This window comes from Lysobacter niastensis (genome assembly GCF_031457115.1).
Classification (GTDB): domain Bacteria; phylum Pseudomonadota; class Gammaproteobacteria; order Xanthomonadales; family Xanthomonadaceae; genus Lysobacter_J; species Lysobacter_J niastensis_A.
The window spans coordinates 922,599-941,587 of the sequence record NZ_JAVDVY010000001.1 but is presented as its reverse complement, the minus strand read 5'-3'; the positions used below and the strand labels follow the sequence as shown (position 1 = coordinate 941,587).

At 67.4% G+C, this 18,989-nt stretch carries 18 protein-coding genes, 1 tRNA gene, 1 pseudogene and 1 riboswitch; of the genes and pseudogenes, 9 read left to right on the top strand and 11 right to left on the bottom strand.

Features of this window, described 5'->3' with window-relative positions; all coding sequences use genetic code 11:
• Positions 1 to 24: 24 nt before the first annotated feature.
• Positions 25 to 98 (bottom strand) — tRNA-Gly (locus J2X06_RS04305).
• A 76-nt stretch (positions 99 to 174) separates the two neighbouring features.
• Positions 175 to 1,992: an autotransporter domain-containing protein gene (locus J2X06_RS04300; protein ID WP_310061230.1), complete on the bottom strand. Its 1,818-nt coding sequence runs from the start codon at positions 1,990 to 1,992 to the stop codon at positions 175 to 177.
• Between the two features lie 200 nt (positions 1,993 to 2,192).
• Between J2X06_RS04300 and thiS the strand changes: the two genes are divergently transcribed.
• From thiS to J2X06_RS04280, 4 genes are all read left to right on the top strand, one after another.
• Positions 2,193 to 2,393, top strand: a complete 201-nt coding sequence (gene thiS / locus J2X06_RS04295; protein WP_310058718.1) for a sulfur carrier protein ThiS — start codon at positions 2,193 to 2,195, stop codon at positions 2,391 to 2,393.
• 107 nt (positions 2,394 to 2,500) lie between these two features.
• Positions 2,501 to 2,583: riboswitch (cyclic di-GMP riboswitch) on the bottom strand.
• A 198-nt stretch (positions 2,584 to 2,781) separates the two neighbouring features.
• Entirely contained in the window at positions 2,782 to 3,588 is an 807-nt protein-coding gene (locus J2X06_RS04290; RefSeq protein ID WP_310058715.1) for a thiazole synthase, read from the top strand.
• Between the two features lie 4 nt (positions 3,589 to 3,592).
• Positions 3,593 to 4,318, top strand: a complete 726-nt coding sequence (gene trmB, locus J2X06_RS04285) for a tRNA (guanosine(46)-N7)-methyltransferase TrmB (protein ID WP_310058712.1) — start codon at positions 3,593 to 3,595, stop codon at positions 4,316 to 4,318.
• 20 nt (positions 4,319 to 4,338) lie between these two features.
• Positions 4,339 to 6,177, top strand: coding sequence for an SLC13 family permease (locus tag J2X06_RS04280; protein WP_310058709.1), 1,839 nt, complete (start codon positions 4,339 to 4,341; stop codon positions 6,175 to 6,177).
• A 44-nt stretch (positions 6,178 to 6,221) separates the two neighbouring features.
• On the opposite strand, the gene J2X06_RS04275 is transcribed toward J2X06_RS04280, so the two are convergent.
• On the bottom strand, positions 6,222 to 6,674 hold the full coding sequence (locus tag J2X06_RS04275; RefSeq protein WP_310058707.1) for a hypothetical protein: 453 nt from the start codon (positions 6,672 to 6,674) through the stop codon (positions 6,222 to 6,224).
• Between the two features lie 65 nt (positions 6,675 to 6,739).
• On the bottom strand, positions 6,740 to 7,123 hold the full coding sequence (locus J2X06_RS04270; RefSeq protein ID WP_310058705.1) for a Rieske (2Fe-2S) protein: 384 nt from the start codon (positions 7,121 to 7,123) through the stop codon (positions 6,740 to 6,742).
• Between the two features lie 53 nt (positions 7,124 to 7,176).
• On the opposite strand from J2X06_RS04270, the gene J2X06_RS04265 reads away from it, so the two are divergent.
• From J2X06_RS04265 to J2X06_RS04245, 5 genes are all read left to right on the top strand, one after another.
• Positions 7,177 to 7,470, top strand: coding sequence for a hypothetical protein (locus J2X06_RS04265; RefSeq protein WP_310058703.1), 294 nt, complete (start codon positions 7,177 to 7,179; stop codon positions 7,468 to 7,470).
• Positions 7,467 to 8,195: a fumarylacetoacetate hydrolase family protein gene (locus J2X06_RS04260; protein WP_310058701.1), complete on the top strand. Its 729-nt coding sequence runs from the start codon at positions 7,467 to 7,469 to the stop codon at positions 8,193 to 8,195. Before J2X06_RS04265 ends, J2X06_RS04260 begins: the two co-directional genes overlap by 4 nt.
• Before the next feature lie 34 nt (positions 8,196 to 8,229).
• On the top strand, positions 8,230 to 8,637 hold the full coding sequence (mscL, locus tag J2X06_RS04255; protein ID WP_310058699.1) for a large-conductance mechanosensitive channel protein MscL: 408 nt from the start codon (positions 8,230 to 8,232) through the stop codon (positions 8,635 to 8,637).
• 101 nt (positions 8,638 to 8,738) lie between these two features.
• Positions 8,739 to 10,175: a M28 family peptidase gene (locus tag J2X06_RS04250; protein ID WP_310058697.1), complete on the top strand. Its 1,437-nt coding sequence runs from the start codon at positions 8,739 to 8,741 to the stop codon at positions 10,173 to 10,175.
• 435 nt (positions 10,176 to 10,610) lie between these two features.
• Entirely contained in the window at positions 10,611 to 11,141 is a 531-nt protein-coding gene (locus tag J2X06_RS04245) for a hypothetical protein (protein WP_310058694.1), read from the top strand.
• 31 nt (positions 11,142 to 11,172) lie between these two features.
• Here the strand turns inward: J2X06_RS04245 and J2X06_RS04240 are convergent, their stop codons facing one another.
• The 7 genes and pseudogenes from J2X06_RS04240 to J2X06_RS04210 all read right to left on the bottom strand — a co-directional run bounded on the left by J2X06_RS04240 (position 11,173) and on the right by J2X06_RS04210 (position 18,968).
• Positions 11,173 to 11,526: a DUF3147 family protein gene (locus tag J2X06_RS04240; protein WP_310058692.1), complete on the bottom strand. Its 354-nt coding sequence runs from the start codon at positions 11,524 to 11,526 to the stop codon at positions 11,173 to 11,175.
• A 59-nt stretch (positions 11,527 to 11,585) separates the two neighbouring features.
• On the bottom strand, positions 11,586 to 11,969 hold the full coding sequence (gene crcB, locus J2X06_RS04235; RefSeq protein ID WP_310058689.1) for a fluoride efflux transporter CrcB: 384 nt from the start codon (positions 11,967 to 11,969) through the stop codon (positions 11,586 to 11,588).
• Positions 11,970 to 12,010: 41 nt separating this feature from the next.
• Positions 12,011 to 12,895, bottom strand: coding sequence for a GNAT family N-acetyltransferase (locus J2X06_RS04230; protein WP_310058687.1), 885 nt, complete (start codon positions 12,893 to 12,895; stop codon positions 12,011 to 12,013).
• Positions 12,896 to 13,005: 110 nt separating this feature from the next.
• Positions 13,006 to 13,971 (bottom strand): annotated as a pseudogene (locus J2X06_RS04225) (TrmH family RNA methyltransferase).
• Positions 13,949 to 14,530, bottom strand: a complete 582-nt coding sequence (locus tag J2X06_RS04220; RefSeq protein WP_310061228.1) for a GNAT family N-acetyltransferase — start codon at positions 14,528 to 14,530, stop codon at positions 13,949 to 13,951. The pseudogene J2X06_RS04225 and the gene J2X06_RS04220 overlap by 23 nt, the downstream one beginning before the upstream one ends.
• 212 nt (positions 14,531 to 14,742) lie before the next feature.
• Positions 14,743 to 17,883 carry an efflux RND transporter permease subunit gene (locus tag J2X06_RS04215; RefSeq protein ID WP_310058683.1) on the bottom strand — a complete coding sequence of 1,047 codons (3,141 nt, stop codon included), beginning with the start codon at positions 17,881 to 17,883 and terminating at the stop codon, positions 14,743 to 14,745.
• 5 nt (positions 17,884 to 17,888) lie between these two features.
• Positions 17,889 to 18,968, bottom strand: a complete 1,080-nt coding sequence (locus J2X06_RS04210) for an efflux RND transporter periplasmic adaptor subunit (RefSeq protein WP_310058680.1) — start codon at positions 18,966 to 18,968, stop codon at positions 17,889 to 17,891.
• Positions 18,969 to 18,989 lie beyond the last annotated feature (21 nt).

Genomic DNA, 18,989 nt, shown 5'->3' with positions numbered 1-18,989 from the left:
TTCGCGGGCCTCGTCATTTGCATCTGGAGCGGGTGATGGGAATCGAACCCACGCTAGCAGCTTGGGAAGCTGCAGTTCTACCATTGAACTACACCCGCGTTTCGCATCCAGTCTAAGCCGGCTGCGGGAGGCTGGCAACGCGGCGCCGCCGGGGCGACGCCGCGTCGAGGCTACTTAAAACGTGCCGTTCATGCTGACGAAGATCGTCGCGTCGTTGCCGCCCTTCTGGCCGACCGTGAGCGCGGTGCCGATGTCGGCGCCCATGCCGAAGACCTGCGTGCGCGCACCGAAGGTGAGCGTGCCGTAGTTCTGGTCGAACTCGATGCCCGGCACGGCGTACGGCGCCAGGCCCGGCATCGAGCGCAGCTGCGCGAACACCTGATCCTCCTCGTCCTCGAACTCGTGGTCGTAAGTCAGGCGCGCGTACGGCTGCAGGTCGCCGAGTTCGGCACGCAGCTGCCAGCCGACCGACCCGATCAGCGAGTCGTACTTCTGGTCGAGGAAGGTCAGCGCGGTGGATTCGGTGCTGTTCTCGTCGTAGCCGTCGATGTCGATGCTCTGCGAGACCACCGAGATCACCGGGCCGTGCTTGAGCGTGCCGGCTTCGAAGTCCCAACCTGCGCTGGCGGCCAGGCTGAGGTTACTGCCGTCCGGCGAGCCGCTGTGCGTGCGCGTGACCGAGCCGAGCTTCACGTCGCGGTCGACGTCATAGCTCAACCAGGTGTAGCTGGCTTGGGCGGTGGCCCAGAACGCGTCGCTGGACCAGCCCAGGTAGCCGCCCAACGTGGCGTCCGTCTGTTCGAAGTCGCCGCGGCTGAGGCCCCAGTCGATGTCCTGCACGCCGTAACCGGCGAAACCGCCGAACACCAGTTCGTCGCTGGCCCAGTCCATGCCGAAGCTGAGGGTCGGGCCCATGCCGTCGTAGTTGTCGGCATCGCCGTAACGCTGGTTGTCGATGCGAACGTCGGCCCACCAACGCGAGCCTTCCGCTTCCGGACGCTGCTCGATCTGCGCGGCGACGCGATCGGCGCGCGAGCGGCCGACGGTCGAAGCGGAGTGCGTCAGCACCGCGAGCTGGCGCGGGGCTTCGAGGATCGACAGGGCGTAGTCGGCCAGGATGGCGTGTGCCCCCGAACTCGGGTGCACGCCGTCGGCGAAGGCATAGCCCGTGGGCACGTCCGGCGCCACGTACGAGCCCGGGTTGCAGAACAGCGACGAGGCGCCCGCCGGTGCCGGCTGTGTGCGGCACCCCACGTCGGTCACGTTGCGGAAACCATAGGGCGCCGGGTTGGCGACGATTTCCTGCAGCAGGTGGAAGGTGTCGAGCGGGATGACACGCAGGTTGGCGCTGGCCAGGCTGCTGAACAACGCGTTGTTGTAAGTGGTGGACAGCTGCGTGCCGCCGGCCATGCCAGCAGCGCCCTGCGCGCGGAACTGGGGCGTGATGCCCAGGTCGGGCACGGTCGGCACCAGGATGTACTGAGCGCCGGCATTGCTCAGCGCCATGACGTTGCCGACCTGCGAGGCGACGGCGCCGCCGATGATGGCCGGTGCCTGCGCCGGAGGAACGGCGGCTGCGGTGAACAGGTCGTTGGCGCCGCCCCATACGGTGTACAGCGCGTTGGAATCAGCGCGGCCGCCGTTGGCGGCGAGGTGAGCGTTGATCTGCGTCGTGAGCGACGGGATCGCGCCGAACGGGCTGGCGCCGTTGGTGCCGGTGCGCGCGCCGCCGACGGCGTAGTTGGTGCCGCCCTGGTTGGCGGGGGTGGAGTTTCCGCCATAGAAGCCGGCCACGTATTCCGACCAGACCAGCCCGGGGTTGGTGGTGAACTTGCCCAGCAGCGCGCCCGACGGTCCCACGGCCTGTATCAGGCCCGGGCGGAAGCTGCCCGAGTCGGTGAGGCTGTCGCCGAAGAAGATCGTCTGCGAATAGGTCTGCGCGGAGGCCGGCAGCGCCACCGAGGCGGCAGCAGCCGCGAGCGCCATGGCCAGCATGGTACGGACAGGTTTCATCTGGTTGTTCTTCCCCGTTGGTTTTTGATGGTTCGACGCAACCCGCCGGCCCCACGTACGGCTGCGGATGGCTGGCATCGAACCACGCGCGACGCCGCCATGACAAGCGGCAGCGCGGCATAACCCGGCAAGTCCCGTGCCGGCTGGCCGCGGGCGCGGCCCAGCGCGACAATGCCGGCATGGATATCACCCTCAATGGCGAGCCGCGCGCGATCGCGGCCATGACGACGGTTTCGCAGTTGCTGGCGCAGGAAGGACTCGGCGAACGCCGGGTCGCGGTCGAGGTCAACGGCGAGATCATTCCCCGCAGCCGTCACGGCGAGCATGCGCTGGCGATGGGCGACCGCATCGAGATCGTGCACGCGCTCGGGGGCGGCTGACGCTTCGGCGGGGCATCGACGCGGCTGGTGGACCGCTGCCACGCATTGACTCCCCCGAAGGGGAGAGGCGTGTCTGTCAGAAGAAACCGCGCGGTGAATACCGTACGGACGGGAACCCGGCCATCCCACCTAATGAGCGGGACCCGCGGCTTTGCGACGCCGGCTCGCGCCGGGTGTGCCTTTTCGTACGCACGGTATCGCACCGCGCGAAGCGTTCTCGACCCGGCAGACGGGGAACAGGGGGATACCCGTCCACGCTCGCGAGAGCCGCTCACATGGCGTATACGCAGCCAAATGGAGCCCGAGGCCAACCGTTCATGGTTTTTTCATCTTGCCACGACTACCGGTCGAACTCGGCCGACAGGTGGCGCGCTGGTACCATGAGCGAATGACCGCATTCCTTTCTTCCGCAACGGCGACGGACGCTCTGGTCATCGCCGGCAAGACCTATTCCTCGCGACTGCTGACCGGCACCGGCAAGTTCACCGACCTGGAGCAGACGCGCCTGGCCACGCAGGCCGCTGGCGCCCAGATCGTCACCGTCGCGATTCGCCGCAGCAACATCGGCCAGAACCCGGGCGAACCGAACCTGCTCGACGTGCTGCCGCCGGACCGATACACGATCCTGCCCAACACCGCCGGCTGCTACACGGCCGACGACGCGGTGCGCACGTGCCGCCTGGCGCGCGAACTGCTCGACGGCCACACGCTGGTCAAACTGGAAGTGCTGGGCGATCAGAAGACGCTCTACCCGGACGTCGTGCAGACGCTGACTGCCGCCGAGCAGTTGGTGAAGGACGGCTTCGACGTGATGGTCTATACCTCCGACGACCCGATCCTGGCCAAGCGGCTGGAAGAGATCGGCTGCGTGGCGGTGATGCCGCTGGCCGCGCCGATCGGTTCGGGCCTTGGCATCCAGAACCGCTACAACCTGCTGGAGATCGTCGAGAACGCCAAGGTGCCGATCATCGTCGACGCCGGCGTGGGCACCGCCTCGGACGCCTCCATCGCCATGGAGCTGGGCTGCGACGGCGTGTTGATGAACACCGCCATCGCCGGCGCCCGCGATCCGGTGCTGATGGCCCACGCCATGAAGCTGGCGGTCGAGGCCGGCCGCGCCGCCTTCAAGGCCGGCCGCATCCCCCGCAAGCGCTTCGCTTCGGCGTCGAGCCCGATCGATGGGTTGATCGGCTGACGCCATGAGTTCAGAGGATTCGAGGAAAGTCCCGCCCAAGCCCTTCACCGTCGAGGAAGGCCGCCGCCAGATACGTAGCTTCGTGCTGCGCCAGGGCCGCTTCACCGAGGCCCAGCAGCGCGCGTTCGACACACACTGGCCGCGGTTCGGCCTCGACTACACCGGCCAGCCGCGCGATTTCGACACGGTGTTCGGCCGCAAGGCCCGACGCGTGCTCGAGATCGGCTTCGGCAACGGCGAGGCACTGCGCTACGCCGGCCAGCACGACAAGGACCGCAACCTGATCGGCATCGAAGTGCATGCGCCCGGCGTCGGCCGTCTGCTCAATGCGCTGGCCGAGGACGGCAGCGACCACGTGCGCGTCTACCACCACGACGCGGTCGAGGTGCTGCGCAACGAGATCGCCGACGGCTCGCTCGACGAGGTCCGCATCTACTTCCCCGATCCCTGGCACAAGAAGCGCCACAACAAGCGCCGCCTGGTCCAGACCGAGTTCGCCAGGCTGATCGCCGGCAAACTCGCCGTCGGCGGGCGCTTGCACCTCGCTACCGATTGGCACGACTATGCCGAGCAGATGTGGGACGTGCTCGATGCGACGCCGGGGCTGATCAATCGAGCCGGTCCGCGCGGCAGCGTGCCGCGGCCGGAATGGCGACCGCAGACCCACTTCGAGACCCGCGGCCAGAAACTTGGCCACGGTGTGTGGGATCTTCTTTATGACCGGACCTGACGAGCCGACCCAATAACGGCATGGACACCGCGCTGCCGCTCACCACTGACATGAAGCTCGTGCTCGGGCTGGTGGGCTTCACGATGGTGATGTTCCTGTTCGAGCGCATCCGCGCCGACGTCGTCGCCCTGGTCGTGCTGGTGCTGCTGGGCCTGTCGGGGATCGTCGAGACCGACGAGTTGTTCAACGGCTTCTCCGGTAACGCGGTGATCAGCATCATCGCGACGATGATCCTGGGCGCCGGGCTGGATCGTACCGGCGCCCTCAATCGCCTGGCCGGCTGGCTGCTGCGGCGCGCGCGGGGTATTGAGCAGCGATTGCTGTTGTTGACCTGCGCGGTGGCGGGCATCAACTCGTCGATCATGCAGAACCCGTCGGTGATGGCGCTCTACATGCCGGTCGCCGCGCGCCTGTCCTCGCGCACCGGCCTGACCCTGCCGCGCCTGCTGCTGCCGATCGCCGCCGCAATCGTGATGGGCGGCGCGCTGACCATGGTCGGCAACTCGCCGCTGATCCTGCTCAACGACTTGCTGCTGGCCGCCAACGCCAACCTGCCCTCGGGCGCGGCGACGCTGGAACCGCTGAAGATGTTCGCGCCGCTGCCGATCGGCCTGGGGCTGCTGGCGGCCTCGCTGGCGTACTTCCATTTCTTCGGCGACAAGCAGCTGCGCGACGAGGACGGCAAGGGCGCCACGCCGGCACGCACGCAGAGCTACTTCGCCAAGGCCTATGGCATCGACGGCGACGTCTACGAGCTCACCGTCACCGCCGACAGCCCGCTGGTGGGCATGTCGCTGGGCGAGGCCGAGGCCCTGCACAGCGCTCCGTTGCTGCTGGCGCTCAAGACCGGCGACGAATCGCGCCTGGCACCGCCGGCGGACGAGCGCATCTGGGTCGGCAGCGTGATCGGCGCGATGGGGACCAGGCAGCAGGTCAGCGACTTCGCCCAGAACCACCTGCTGCGCCTGAGTTCACGTCTGCGCAATTTCGCCGACCTGTTCAACCCGAGCCGGGCCGGCATCTCCGAGGCGGTGATCCCGGCCACGTCGCAGTTCATCGGCAAGACCGGCCGCGACCTGCAGCTGCGCAAGCAGATGGGCCTGAGCCTGCTGGCGGTGAACCGCGACAAGACCGTGCTGCGCGAGAACGTGCGCGATGTGTCGCTGCGCGCCGGCGACATGCTGGTGTTCCACAGCATCTGGACCGACCTGGCCGAAGCGGCTGAAAGCAAGGACCTGGTGGTGGTCACCGACTACCCCAAGGGCGAGCAGCGCCCACACAAGTTCAAGATCGCGATGGCGATCTTCGCCGTGTCGATGTTGCTGGCGCTGTCCTCGCGGCTGCCGGTGTCAATCGCACTGATGACCGGCGTGGCCGGCATGCTGGTCGCCGGCGTGCTGCACATCGACGAAGCCTATGCCGCCATCAACTGGAAGACCGTGTTCCTGATGGCGTGCCTGATCCCGCTTGGATGGGCGATGGACTCCAGCGGCGCGGCGGCGTGGATCGCGGGGCACTCCGTGGAGCGGCTGCCCAGCGGCACGCCGGTATGGCTGCTGGAACTGGCGCTGGGGCTGCTGACGACGGCGTTCTCGCTGGTGATCAGCCATGTCGGTGCAACCATCGTCGTCGTGCCGCTCGCGGTGAACCTGGCGTTGGCGGCCGGCGGCAACCCGACCGCGTTCGCGCTGATCGTGGCGCTGTCGGCGTCCAACAACTTCATGACCGCATCCAATCCGGTGATCTCGATGATCACGGGCCCGGCCGGCTACACGGGCAAGGAACTGTGGAAGATCGGCGGGCCGTTGTCGCTGATCTACACGCTGGTGATCGTGCTGATGGTCAACCTGCTGTACTGAGCACGTGCGGGAATGCTGGCTCGTTCCTCCTTTGAGGACGAGCCTCACAATCGGCGCTGCAGCTCCTCCAGCTCCTGCCGGCACGCCCGGCTGAAGGCGACGATCGGATCGCTCTCCGCCGTACTTTCGCGTGCGCCGCGCAGCAGGTCCTCCAGGGTGATGCTCGGCATGGCATAGACCTCGGCCGTCCTCTTCATCAGTTGCTCCGCCGTCTCCAGCACGGGACCGCTGCACACCAACTGGATGCGGCAGAACAGGCCATACATCCGCACGATCTGGTTGGCGTCCCCGAGCTCGTGCCCGAGTGCGTCGATCATCCGCTCCGAGGCTTCGTCGATGTACTCGCCGTACAGCGTCTCGCGCTTGGCGATCTCCTCGCGCAGGCGCTGGTTACGGGTGGTGTAGCGCTGGCTCAGCCATGCCGTCGCCAGCGTCGTGAGACCGCCGATCAGGCTGCCGAACAGGGCGGCCATCGCGGTGACTACCGAGTTGTCCATGCCGAGCCTCCGATGCCTGTCAGGCCGTCCGCGCAATGATCCTCGCGCCGGTCATCACTGCAGAATCAGTCGCCGAGGAAGACCTGGCCTTCGCGGATCGACACCGGCACGGCACGCAACGCCTCGCCGCGGCACGGGCCGGCGACGCATTCGCCGCGCTGCAGTTCGAAGCTGGCGCCATGCGCAGCGCAGACCAGCAGGCCGTCCTTGCTCTTGAGGAACTGCCCGGGCGCCCAGTCGAGGCGGCGGCCGGCATGCGGGCAGATGTTGAGCCACGCCCGCACGTGATCGCCGTCACGATAGAGCAGCAGCGACTCGGCATCGCCGTCGATGGTGACCTCGGTTTCGGCGAAGCCGCCGTCCGCTATGCGGTCAAGGGGCAGCAACGCGACCGTTTCCCCGGCCGCGGGATGCTCATTGTTTAACGAAGTTCTCACACCCTCGTTCATACCTGGCCCGATACTCGCCTGCCCGGCGCCAGCCGCATTGTCTCACGCCAAGAATGTCCGCCCAGAGCTTCCGCTTCGATCATCTGTTCCGGAACGGCTTCGAGCCGCGCAAGCCCCGCCATCGCCTGCTGCGCTTCGCGCTGGGTCTGGTCGGGCTGTCGTTGCTGGTCGTGCTGGTGATGTTCAGTGTGGTGTTGGGCGCGGCGATGATCGCCGCGGGCCTGGTGTGGAAGATGTGGAAGCGCCGCGGCCAGCGGGTCGCGCACGGTCCGCGCGTGGTCGAGGGCGAGTTCCGCGTGGTCCGCGCCCCGGCCGTTGCCGCCCCGGTGCTGACCCGCCGCGCATGAGCGACGTCATCCCGGCGCCGCAGCAGCCGCGCATCCCCGTCCGCAGCCAGCAACTCCCCTCCGACAGCACATTCCCGGTCCGCCGCATTTACTGCGTCGGCCGCAACTTCGCCGAGCACGCCCGCGAAATGGGCGCTGCGGTGCCGACGTCCGCCGCCGACCGCGGCTCGCCGGTGTTCTTCTGCAAGCCGGCCGACGCCATCGTCCTGGACGGCGTGGTGCCCTACCCGCGCGGCACCCGCGACCTGCACCACGAGGTCGAGTTGGTCGTGGCGATCGGACGCGACGCGCCCGCAGGCGTGCTCGACGTGGCCGATGCCGGAGCGCTGGTGTTCGGTTACGCGGTCGGCCTGGACCTGACCCGACGCGACCTGCAGGGCGCCGCCAAGGCCAAGGGCCTGCCGTGGGATACCGGCAAGGCGTTCGACCATTCCGCACCGATCAGCCCGATCGTCCCGCTGGCCGAAGCCGGCGAGTTGGGCGCGCGCACGCTGGGCCTGAAGGTCAACGGCGAGATCCGCCAGCATGGGTCGCTCGCCGACCTGGTCTGGAACGTGCCGGAGATCCTGCACGAACTGTCGCGCCTGTTCGCACTGCGCGCCGGCGACCTCGTCTTCATGGGCACGCCGGCCGGTGTCGGGCCGCTGCAGCCGGGCGACCGCTTCGAAGCCGTGCTCGACGGGATTGCCGTGTTGCAGGGCCAGGTCACCGCACCGACGGTATAGTCCCCGGTCAGTCCACCCTGGAAGGGAACGCACGATGGGCATGATCAGCGAGTTCAAGGAATTCATTGCGCGCGGCAGCGTGGTCGACCTCGCCGTCGGCGTGGTGATCGGCGCGGCCTTCGGCAAGATCGTCACCGCCCTGGTCGACGGCATCGTCATGCCGGCGATCGGCGCGATGACCGGCGGTGCCAGCGTCAGCGACTGGAAGCACGTGATCCGGCCCGCGCACCTGGACGCCGCCGGCAAGGAGGTCGCCGAGTTGGCGATCAAGTACGGCGCATTCATCCAGACCATCATCGATTTCATGCTGATCGCCTTCGTCATCTTCCTGTTCCTCAAGGCCTACAACAAAGTGCGCGCCCCCGCCGCGGCGCCGGCCGTGCCCGAGGACGTGCTGCTGCTGCGCGAGATCCGCGACTCGCTGAAGACGCGCCAGCCGTAATGCCAAACGCGGCACAGCCCGCGTGACTACAGGCACCCCTGCATGAAGCCGCGAGTTGCTACGCTCGCGGCTTCGTTTTTTCCGCCTGGGGATTCGTCGTAATGCGCGCAATGCTGTCGGTGGCCATCGCCACGCTGCTGTCCGGAGCCGTGCTGTCCAGCTCCGCCCTCGCCGCCGATATTTCCAAGCGCGAAACCCGCATTCCCGACCAGGCCATGGCCAGCGCGGCCAAGCTGCGCGAGACCGCGCTGGCCAGCGACCTGGGCTATCGCATCACCGAATCGCTGACCACCGAGGTCGGTCCGCGCTTGGCCGGCAGCGAAGCCGACGCGCGCGCCGTGGCCTGGGCGCAGGCCAAGTTCAAGGAGCTCGGTTTCGACCGCGTCTGGACCGAGCCGGTGACCTTTCCGAAGTGGGAGCGTCGCAGCGAGAGCGCACAGGTGCTGGGCGCCAGTGCACAGCCGCTGCGCCTGACCGCGCTGGGCGGCAGCCCGGGCGGCAGCGTCGAGGCCGAAGTCGTGCGCTTCGCCGACCTGGCCGCGCTGGAAGCCGCCGCGCCGGGTTCGCTGGCCGGCAAGATCGCCTTCATCGACTACCGCATGGAGCGAGCCCGCGACGGCGCCGGTTACGGCCCGGGCGGCAAGGTCCGCAGCCGCGGTCCGTCGGCGGCGATCCGCGCCGGCGCGGCCGGTTACCTGATGCGCTCGGCCGGCACCGACTCGCACCGCATGCCGCACACCGGCATCACCCGCTTCGACGAGGGCCTTGCGCCGATCCCGTCGGCCGCACTCGCGGTGCCCGACGCCGACCAGCTCGCGCGCCTGCTCGCGCGTGGCCCGGTCAAGGTCCGCATGGCGCTGGATTGCGGATGGGACGGCACCTACACGTCGCAGAACGTGATCGGCGAGATCCGCGGCAGCAAGAAGCCTGAGGAAATCGTGCTGATCGGCGGGCATCTGGATTCGTGGGACCTGGGCACCGGCGCGATCGACGACGGCGCGGGCGTGAGCCTGACGATGGCCGCCGCCAAGCTCATCGGCGATCTCAAGCACCGCCCGGCGCGCACCATCCGCGTGGTCGCCTTCGCCAATGAGGAACAAGGCCTGCACGGCGGCAAGGCCTACGCGGCCCGGCACGAGCCGAACCTGGGCAAGCACCAGATCGGCGCAGAGAGCGACTTCGGCGCCGGCCGCATCTATGCCTATTCCAGCTCGGCGCCCGACTACGCCAAGGCCGCCGACGCGCAGATCGCGCAGGCGCTGGCGCCGCTGGGCATCGAATACAAGCCTGGCGAGGGCGGTGCAGGCCCGGACATCGGCCCGTCCGCCGAGAAGGGCCTGGCCTGGGCGCGCCTGGCGCAGGACGGCACCGACTACTTCGACCTGCATCACACGCCGGACGACACTTTCGACAAGATCGACCCGAAGGCATTGGCGCAGAACGTGGCCGCCTATGCCGTGTTCGCGTACCTGGCCGCTTCGGCCGAGGGTGATTTCGGCAGCAAGCCGACCACCGGCCACGCCGCCGCCGCGAAGTGATTCGCAGATAAGGACGCCGCGGTACGACAATCTGGTCGTATCGCGGCAACCGCCTTTTCACCGCAGAACGCCGCGCGGGAATTGGCGACGCAGTAGCCCGCAGGCGCGCGCGACAATCCAATCGCTGCGCTTTTCACGGCGACCATCAATCGAATGCATTGGCCATCCGCGGGCCGTACGGCGCTTCCTTGGCACATGCATTGCCGCCCCGCGTCGAGAGGATGTTGCTTGGGTCCGCGCACAGCGACGCAACGTATCAGCAGGTCCGACTCACAGTCCCTGAAGACGGATCAACTGAACATGTCGCAAGGCTCACGTCGGCATCACCTACGTAAGCCCGGCCATAACCTTGCGCCCGCGTTATGCCTTATTTCACGGACACGCGACCCGGCACGTCCGACCCTCCCAAAGGGTGTTTGCAATGGGAGTCGTGCCATGGCGGAACATGTCATCACCGGCGAAGTTTCGAACAGCAAGGTGGCCGCCGTGCTGGGCAACGAGGTCGAAGCGCAACGAGTGGCCGATCATCTGCGGCGCTCACTGGACCTGCCCCGCTCCCAGGTGCAGTTGATTACCTCAAGGGATCCGCGCGTTGGTCGGAAGCTGGAACCGGAGAGTCATGGAATCTTCCTGACCATGCTCCGCGCGCACCTGTGGCTCGGCTTGGCTGGCGCGGTCGTAGGCGCCCTGGCGTTTGCACTCCTGTTCTCGATGGGCATCCCGTTCATCGTCAACTCGGCCGTGATGGCGGCTGGAGTTCTCGTATTCTTCGGCGCCACCGCGGGACTATTCCTGGGAGGACTGGTCACCCTTCGACCGGACCACGACCCCTACATCCTGAAAATCCGGGGTGCGCTGGAAGAAGGCAAATGCGCCGTCGTGGTGCATGCGCTCTCGCATGAGCAGATGAAGATCGCGGCCGACCTGCTCCAGCGATCCGGTGGCGAGGTCGTCAGGACGCTGTGAGCAGCGCTGCGTCGTAGGCAGCGTGCGCCCATCAGGGAAGCAGGTCGATCCCGAACGGTCGAACCAGCAGCGCGAACAGATAGAAGGACACGAGCGTGATGGCGACGCTGGCCAGCATTGTCGGCCAGAAACCAATGCGGGGCAGCAGCGCCGGAAATGCCAGGAACATCGGAAGCGTGGGCACCACGTACCAGAACGTGTACCACGCATGGTTGGCGATCTTGGTCGAAGGCTGCTTCTCGACATAGAGCCAGATCAGGGCCAGCACCGTCACCATCGGAAGCGCCGCAATGAAACCGCCAAGCCGGTCGCTGCGCTTGGCGGCCTCCGACACGATGACGACGACGGCGGCCGTCAGCAGGTATTTGGTGATCAACCAGCCCATATCGTCTCCCTGATGCGCTGACTCGCGGACAACGACCTCGCAGACAAACAACTGACGTACTAGCGCGGCAACAAGGAGATGAACTTGATGCCGAGCCAGACCGCGCCGATGCCAAGCACCATGCTGGCACCGACATACGTCGCGGCCACCCAGGGCTCACCGCGCCGCAGCAGGAACATGGTTTCCAACCCGAACGCGGAAAAGGTAGTGAACCCTCCCAGCAGGCCGGTGAACAGGAACAACCTAGTGCCGGGGCTGAAAAACTCGTAGCGCTCGGCAAGCCCGGCGAGGATGCCCACGACGAGGCAACCGGTCACGTTGATTGCGAAGGTACTGAAGGGGAACCGCTCCTGGGCCGTCATGTGCAGCAGCCAACCGCCCAGCTTGTAGCGGGCAATCGAGCCGACAAAACCTCCGAGGCCAACCAGCAGGATGTTCTTCATGCCCCTTCCGCTACGAGGATGGCTTCGGATTCATTGAATGATCACGTGCGCACCGACTGCCACGCCCACAGTCCGAGCACCCCCGCCAACACGCTCCAGATTGCCACAATGGCCACGGCCATGGCACGGCTGACCGGCCGCTCGACTGCTGCCAGCGCTTGTTCCTTGGCGGACCGCACGACCTCGGGCGGCACCAGGCGCAGGACCAGCATGACACCCAAGGGAACAATGATCAGGTCGTCGAGGTAGCCCAGTACCGGAATGAAATCCGGGATGAGATCGATCGGGCTGAGTGCATACGCCGCGACGAACAGCGCCAGCACCCGTACCGGCCAGGTGGTGCGCGGGTCGCGCGCCGCGAAGTAGACGACGAGCGTCTGCCGCTTCAGCGCTTTTGCCCAGTTCCGGAGTGGGGATCGTGCCATGCCTGATCTTGAACCAGGTTTGGCGGTCAGGCTTAGTGCGTAAAAACGGGTGCCCGGCAGATGCGCTTCGTTGTACGGCGGGATCTCGGCGAATCCGAGTTGCCGATACAGCGCCTGGGCCGATGCCATGCTCGGCAGCGTGTCCAGACGGAGCTCGCGGTAGCCGGCCTCGCGCGCCGCTCGAATTATCGCTTCAACCAGGTGCTTGCCGAGGCCGAGGTTCCGGTAGGCGGGCCGGACGTACAAACGCTTCATCTCGCCCGTGTGTGCATCAAGCGGCCTGAGGGCAACACAACCGGCGACGGCGGCGCCCGCATGCGCGATGAGCAGTGCTCCATTGGGTGGCACGTAGGGCACGGGCAATGACGCAACCTCAGCCGCGAAGCCCTGATACTCCAGATCGGTCGCGATGGCCCGGGCGTACTCGCGGAAGAGATCACGAGCGACAACGACAAGCTCGGGGCTGCTTGCCTGGCTCAGTACGATCCGCGGAACTGTCATGGCCGCCTGGCGCCGAGAGCGCGGAAAACGTCAGCTACGCTCATTACGCCTGCGAACCACCGGCTCCTTGAGCACACCCATCGAGCGCCACGCCATCGTTATGACCATGCTCAATGCCCGGCCCGCCAGACCGACAACAGCACGGCGGTCGCCGCGGCGACGTTGAGACTTTCCACCGCGCCAGTGCCCGGAATCGAAAGCTGCAGGTCGCAGGCCGCTGCCAGCTCGCGGTCCATCCCCTCGCCTTCGGCACCCATTACGTAGATCACGCGATCGGGAAGTTCGGTGCCGAACAGGTCGCTGCCGCCTTTGACCATGGTCGCGGCCAGGGTGAACCCCGCGCCGCGCAACTGCGCGATGGCGTTGTCGCTGCGGCCCAGTCGCACCATCGGCACGGCTTCGGCGCCGCCTTCGGCCACGCGCGCGGCGGCGCCGGAAAGCGCCAGCGCCGAGTGCTTCGGCAAGAACACCGCGACGACACCGAAATGCGCGGCCGAGCGCAGGATCGCGCCCAGGTTGTGCGGATTGCCGACGCCGTCGAGCCACAACGCGCACTGCGGTCCGGCTGGCAGATCGCGCAGCCAGGTCGACAACGCCAGCGGCTCCTCGCGCAGCACGTCGGCGACCACACCTTCGTGGTGGGTGCTGGCGGCCAACTTGTGCAGATCGGTCTCGTCGACCACGCGGTAGCCCACGCGATTGGCCACGCACCACTTCAGCAGTGGCTGCAGCGCCGGAATGCGCGACTCGCTCAGATACAGCTTGCGGATCGCCTGCGGACGACGGGCGAACACGGCATGCACCGCGTTGAGTCCGTACAGGCGCAACTCGACGCTGCGCTGCTCGCGCAAGGCGGAGGTGTCTTCGTGTCCGGCATGGGACTCGTCGTGGGCCTGATGCTCGCGGGCCTGGTGCACGCGCGCATGCTGCTCGCGTGGACGGACCGGGCCTCGCTCGCGCCGGTGCGCGTCACCTTCGCGCGCGGGCGTGCGCGTCCACGGCGAGCCACCACCTTCGGAACGGGGGCCGCCACGCGGCGGGCGGCCGGGCGGATCATTGGGCGGTTTGCGTTGCATCTTCCAGACTCCTTTTTACCTTTGCGAATACGCGCAGATCGCGCAGTTCGCCGAACTTCACCACGGCGCAGCGCAGTGCGCCTTCTTCCTCGAAACCGTTCTTCTGCAGCACGCGCGCCGATGCAGGATTGTTGTCCAGCACCGTCGCCTGCAGCCGGTGCAGCGCCAGTTGTTGCATGACCCAGGGGGCATACAGCGCGACCACCTGTGTCATCAGGCCGCGCCCCCAAAGCGAGTGGCCCAGCCAATATCCGAATTCGGCGCCATGACGCCGTCCACCGTGCCCGGGACGGGCCCCGATGCCGCCGCAGGCCTGTCCGTCGACTTCGATCGCGAGGACGGGATCGCGCAGATCGACGACGTCTCCGGCGAGGAAGCGCTCGCCGTCTTCGCGGGTGTACGGATGCGGGAACCGGTCGCTGAGGCCGCGCACGATGCGGATGTCGTTAGCATGTTCGAGCAATGCGCCCAGATCGTCGGATCGCCACGGCCGCAGCACGAAACCTTCGCCGCGCAACGCCACATCGTGAAAGCGGGAACGGGAAACCGGCGTGGACATGGGAACAAGGTTACCGCAAGCCACGGACCGAGGCGCGGCACTCGCCGGGATGACGCTGTGGCCGACGGACGGAGCCACCCTTGGGCGAACGGAAGCTTTGACCGTTGTTGTTTCAGGAACGAAGCAACGGCAAAGGCACTCGCGCATTCGGCGCTCGTTCCTCACCAGCCCTCTCCCGACGCGGGAGAGGGAGTACAACGGCAACGCCAACCTCAGGCGTGCCCGCTCACCTGCGGCGTCTCCGCCTCCAGCTTTTCCAGTTCGTGCGCAACCGCTTCCGGCGAGCGCGTGAACCTGGCCAGCATCACGTAGAACGCCGGCACCACGAACAGCGACAGCAACGTCGAGAACGACACGCCGAAGATCACCACGATGCCGATGGTCGCGCGACTGGCCGACCCGGGACCGCCAGCCAGCACCAGGGGCACCGCGCCGACCACGGTGGCGATCGACGTCATCAGGATCGGGCGCAGGCGCACCGACGAAGCCTCGACGATGGCCTGGCGGATGCTGCGGCCTTCATCGCGCAACTGGTTGGCGAACTCGACGATCAGGATGCCGTTCTTCGCGGCCAGGCCGACCAGCATGACGATGCCGATCTGGCTGAACAGATTGAGCGTGCCGCCCGTGAACGCCAGGCCGATCAGCGCGCCGAGCACGCCCAGCGGCACCGTCAGCATGATCACGAACGGATGGATGAAGCTCTCGAACTGCGCCGCCAGCACCAGGAACACGATCAGCAACGCCAGCGTGAAGGTCAGCATCACTGCGCCGCCGGCCTGCTTGTACTCGCGCGACTCACCCTTCCAATCGATCTGGGCATGCTCGGGCAACTCTTCCTGCACGGCCTTTTCCAGCCATGCGATCGCATCGCCCATGCGGTAACCGGGCGAGAGGCCCGCGCTGATGGTGATCGAACGCAGGCGGTTGAAGCGGTTGAGGCTGCCGGGTTCGGCCAGTTCCTTCAAAGTGACCAGGTTGGACAGCGGTATCAGTCCGCCGTCACGCGCGCGCACCTGGATCGCCGCCAGGTCGGCCGGCGTCGCGCGCAGTTCGCGGTCGGACTGGACGATCACGTCGTACTCCTCGCCGTTCTGCACGAAGGTGGTGACGCGACGGCTGCCCATCATCGTTTCCAGCGCATGGCCGATGTCGCCCACCGGAACGCCCAGATCGGCGGCGCGCTGGCGATCGATCTCCACGCGCATCTGCGGGCGGGTTTCCTTGTAGTCCGAATCGGCGGAGAAGAAGCCGGGGTTCTGCTCCATCCGCGCGAGCAGCTTGTCGCGCCACTGCGCGAGCTCGGCGTATTCCGGCCCGCCCAGCACGATGGCGATCGGCTGGCCGCGGCTGCGCACCAGGCCGCCGCTCACCTGCGGCATTGCGCGCACGCCAGGGAGCTGGGCGAGTTCGCCCTGGAGCTGCTTGGCGACGTCGGCGGTACTGATGCTGCGCTGGTCCCAGTCCTTCAGGAACACCGACACACGGCCGGTGTGCATCTCCTCGCTGGCGCCGAACCCGCCCGGTACGCGCGGGTTGTAGCGCTGGATCACGCCTTCCGCGCCAGTGTGGCTGGCGACGATCTTCTCGACCTGCTGGACCTGCTTGACCGTGTAATCGAAGCCCGCGCCCTCCGGCCCGAGTATGGAGATCTGGAAGAAGCCGCGGTCCTCCGGCGGCGCCAGCTCCGACGGAACGAACTTGAACAGCACGACGCTCGCGATGCCCGTGAGCACCATCACCGAAACCATGATCGCCAATAGCCGCATCGGCGGGCGATCCATCAGGCGCGAAAGCAGGTCGCCGTAACGGTTGCCGACCGAGTCCAGGCGCGCGTTGACCCAGCGGTTGACCGGATTGGATCTCTCCTCACGATGCGGGCGCACCAGCTTGGACGACATCATCGGCGTCAGCGTCAGCGCGACGAAGGCCGAGATCGCCACCGCGCCGGCCAGCGCCACCGACAACTCGCGGAACAGGCGGCCGGTGTTGCCTTCCATGAAGCCCACCGGCAGGAACACCGCCACCAGTACCGCAGTGGTCGCGATCACCGCGAACGCGACCTGCTTGGTGCCGCGCGCCGCCGCCACCAGGCGCGGCTCGCCCAGGTCGGTCCGGCGCTGGATGTTCTCCAGCACGACGATCGCGTCGTCGACCACCAGCCCGATGCACAACACCAATGCCAGCAGCGTCAGCAGGTTGATCGAGAAGCCGAACAGCCACAGTGGAATGAACGCCGCGAGCAGGCACACCGGCACCGTCACCGCCGGGATCAGCGCGGCCCGGACGCTGCCGAGGAACAGCCAGATCACGATCAGCACCAGCACGATCGCCTCGATCAGCGTGTGGTACACGCGCTCGACTGCCGACTCGATGAACGTGGTGGTGTCGAAGGCGACGAAGATCTTGGTGCCGGCCGGCAACGTCTGCTGGATCCGCTCGGCCTGCTCGCGCACGGAGCGGGCGACGTCCAGGCTGTTGGCAGTGGAGATCTTGACGATGCCCAGGCCAATGTTGGGCTCGCCGTTGCTGCGGTAATAAGCGCGGCGCTCGGCCGAGTTCAGCTCGATCTTGGCCACGTCGCCCAGCCGCACCACATACCCGTCGGTGCCCTTGCCCAGCGGGATCTGGGCGAAGTCCTCGGGCTTCTGGTAGCTGCGCGCCACGCGCAACGTGAAGTCGCGCGTGTTGGATTCGATGCGGCCGGCCGGCAGCTCGACGTTCTCCGAGCTCAGCGCCTTCTCGATTTCGTTGACGGTGATGCCGCGCGCGGCCAGCGCGTCGCGGTCCAGCCACACCCGCATCGCGTAGCGCTGCTGGCCGCCGATGCGCACCTGGGCCACGCCGTCCACCGAGGACAGCCGATCGACGACGTAGCGCTCGGCGTAGTCGGACAGCTGCAGCGTGTCCATCTGCGTGGAGCTCATGTTGAGCCACAGGATGGGATCGGAGTCGGCCTCGACCTTCTCGATCTGCGGCGGATCGGCCTCCTCGGGCAAGCGGTTGGTGACGCGGCTGACCGAGTCGCGCACGTCGTTGGCGGCGGCCTCGATGTCGCGCGCCAGGGTGAATTCGATGCTGATCGACGAACGTCCGTTGACGCTTCGCGACTCGATCGTCTCGATGCCCTCGATGCCGGACAGCGCGTCTTCCAGGATCTGCGTCACCCGCGTCTCGACCACCGCTGCGGAGGCGCCCGGATAGGTGACGTCGACCGAGACGATCGGCGGATCGATCGCCGGCAGCTCGCGCAGCGTCAGGCGCGAGAACGCCATCACGCCCAGCACGATCAGCAGCAGGCTGATGACCGTGGCGAATACGGGGCGGCGGATCGAGAGATCGGAAACATTCATCGCAGTCAGCCCTGCTTGGCGGCGGGTTTGCCCGGCTCGGCCTTGATGTCGGTGACGCGGGCGCCGACGCGCAGCTTGCCGGTGCCGTCGACGACGATGCGGTCACCCACCTTCAGGCCTTCGGCCACTTCGGCCAGGCCCTCGCGGCGCGTGCCGACCTTGACGTCGGCGCGCTCGACCGTGCCGTCGGACTTGACCCGGTACACGAACGAATCGGTGCCGACCTGCACGATGGAAATCTCGGGCACCAGCAGCGCCGGCCGCTGCGGACGCGTCAGCGTCACCTGCAACAGCATGCCCGGGCGCAGCGCGCGATCGTCGTTGGCGAAGTCGCCGCGCACGGTCACGGCGCGCGTGGCCTCGTCGATGCGGGCGTCGACGGTGCTGACCTTGCCGTCGAACTTGCGTCCGGGATAGGCAGTGCTGGTGCCCGACACGATCTGGCCCACGGCCACCTGCGCAAGCATTGCTTCCGGCACCGGGAAATCAACATAGACGCGCGCGGTGTCGTCGAGCGTGGCGATGGCCGTGCCCGGCGTCACCAGCGAGCCGGGGCTGACCTGGCGGATGCCGAGCACGCCGCCGAACGGCGCACGGATCACCCGGTCACCGATGTCGGCGCGCATCTGCGCGACGCGGGCGCGGGCGACATCGCGCGCGGCGCGCTGGGTGTCCAGGGAGGAGCGCGCGATCAACTGCTGCGCGGCCAGTTCGTTCTGGCGCTGGTACAGACGATCGGCCTCCGCCGCGGCGGCCTCGGACTGCTGCAGCGCCGCCTGCTGCTGGTTACCGGTCAGGGTGATCAGCGGCGCGCCCTCGGCGACGGTGTCGCCGCTTTCGAAATGGACCTTCTCCACCGTCTCGCTGACCTTGGCGGTGACGGTGATGGACTCGTGCGCCTTGACGTTGCCCAGCGCGAGCACCGTGTCGCTCCAGGGCTGCATGCGCACCTGCGTCGTGGTCACAGGCACCGGCCGATCGCCGCCGCCCCCGTTCTGCTGCGCAGCGCCGTCGCGGCCGCAGGCGGCCAGGGCGATGACGAAGGCCAGGACGCAACTGGCGCGGAACACGGAAACAAGTCGCATGCGGTTCTCTGGGCGGATCGA